Annotated in this window: 1 protein-coding gene; it reads left to right on the top strand. The window is 54.6% G+C overall.

The genetic code is table 11. The features are described from left to right. Positions 1-72: 72 nt before the first annotated feature. Positions 73-1,986 (top strand): Ig-like domain-containing protein (locus tag RE6C_RS26895; RefSeq protein ID WP_008661785.1); only part of this gene is annotated, 1,914 nt, incomplete at its 3' end.

Raw genomic sequence — 1,986 nt, 5'->3', positions numbered from 1 at the left:
TGTTGGATGCCGGCGCCGACACGATTGACATCAAGGTTGGTCAGGATAATTCGCCAGGCATGGCGGAGATTCGTGGCAAGTCTGGTCGCTGGGGCGGGAACGTTGGTTACCGGTGGCGATGGCGATGACATTTTCATCATCGAACCGAGCGTTGGCACAGAGTTCACGGTCGAGGGTGATCTAAATGTCGGCACTGACCTGGGTGACTTTGACACGCTCAGTGTCGATGTGGATGCTGCGGAAGCCACAATTACTTCTGCATCGCTGACTCCTGAGTCTGGTGTTTATGAATTCGCCGGTGCATTCCAGAACATCACCTACGGCGACATCGAATCGCTCGACGGATTGCCTCCGACAGAAATTGAAGATGCTGACGCCGCCAGCAACGGTTCGGCACCGGACTTCAATGGCGAAGTGACCGAAGGCTCTGCCGTGAACGACGACTATGTCGGTCTGCAAGCCGAATCAGAAGCTCGCGATGGCAGCGACATTACCTATAGCTTGGATGACAACGCAGGCGGTCGATTCAAGATCGTCAACGATGACACCGCCGGTGTCCCTAACGCCGACGATGGAAAAATCCAGGTGGCTGATGCATCGCTGATTGATTTTGAAACATCAGGCGGATTGTACGACATTACGATTCGGGCCACGGATGAATCGGGATTGTTCACGACAAAGACGTTTACGATCAAAGTCAACAATGCGGCTCCAACGGCCGTGAACGATGCGTTTACGACCTTTGAGAACTCGTTGATCTCCGGTGCCAATGTGCTGTTGGCGAATCCATCGACTACACCTGATTTGGACAGTGATCCCAACGGTGGTCCGTTGACGGTGACAAGTGTCGGTGGCGTGGCAGCCAATGTGGGCTTAGCGGTTGCCGGTTCCAGCGGTGGTACGTTCCGAATTTTTGCCAACGGCAACATTGCATTCGATCCGGGCATGGACTTTGACGATCTGGCTCAGGGAGCAAGCGAAGATACGACTGTCACCTATACAATCAGTGATGGAAATCTGACTTCGACTGCTGCGGTCACCGTCACTGTGCTGGGGCTAAATGATGCACCGACGCTGATCCCGGCTTCGTTCAATGTCGCCGAGAATGCAGCCGGAAATACCATCGTCGGTAATATCGGAACGTCGGTCGCGGATGGTTTGGCTGAGACAATTGATCCCGATAGCACCGTGTTTACTTACAACATTGTTGGCGGTGACGGCTTTGGTACACCCGCGTTCGCCATCGATAGCGATGGTGAAATCACGGTATCCAATCCGAGCGTTCTCGACGCCGATGTTCAGAACAACTACACGTTGATCGTGAGTGTGACGGACGATCAGTCGGCGACCGCGTATGGCCTTGTGTTCATCTCGGTCAATCCGACCAACGATGCACCGATTGTCAATGACGACTTCATCACCACTGGGGAAGATACCGCAGTTTCCTTTAGTGTGCTCGGAAACGACAGCGATCCTGAATTCGATTCGTTGACCTTGGCCAGCGTCACGATCAACGGTGGCACGCCGATCACCGATTTCAGTACGGCGATCACGGTCACGGACGGCACCACGACGTTCGGTTCGTTAATGGCCGACACCAACGGTTCGATGGTCTTCACGCCTGCAACGAACTACCACGGCCCTGTCAGCTTTGATTACACCACCACCGACGGAACCACTCCGGTCACCGGCTCAGTGAACATCAACGTGCTGTCGGTCAACGATGCTCCGGTTGCAACGGATGACATCATCGCTGCGGTTGATGAAGACAACGACGCCCTGGGCAACGTGTTGACCAACGACACGGACCTAGAAACCGCGACGACTAATTTGACCGCCAGCGTTTTGAACGGCCCAGCCAACGGCACGGTTCAACTCGCTTCAAATGGCACCTTTACCTACACGCCCAACGAAGATTGGAGCGGGATAGATAGCTTCACTTACCAGGTCACCGACGCCGATGGCGGAACGGACATTGGTGTCGTC

It is taken from the genome of Rhodopirellula europaea 6C (assembly GCF_000338295.1).
In the GTDB taxonomy this organism is placed as follows: domain Bacteria; phylum Planctomycetota; class Planctomycetia; order Pirellulales; family Pirellulaceae; genus Rhodopirellula; species Rhodopirellula europaea.
The sequence above is the reverse complement of the archived record's forward strand: the minus strand, read 5'-3'. Positions and strand labels throughout refer to the sequence as shown.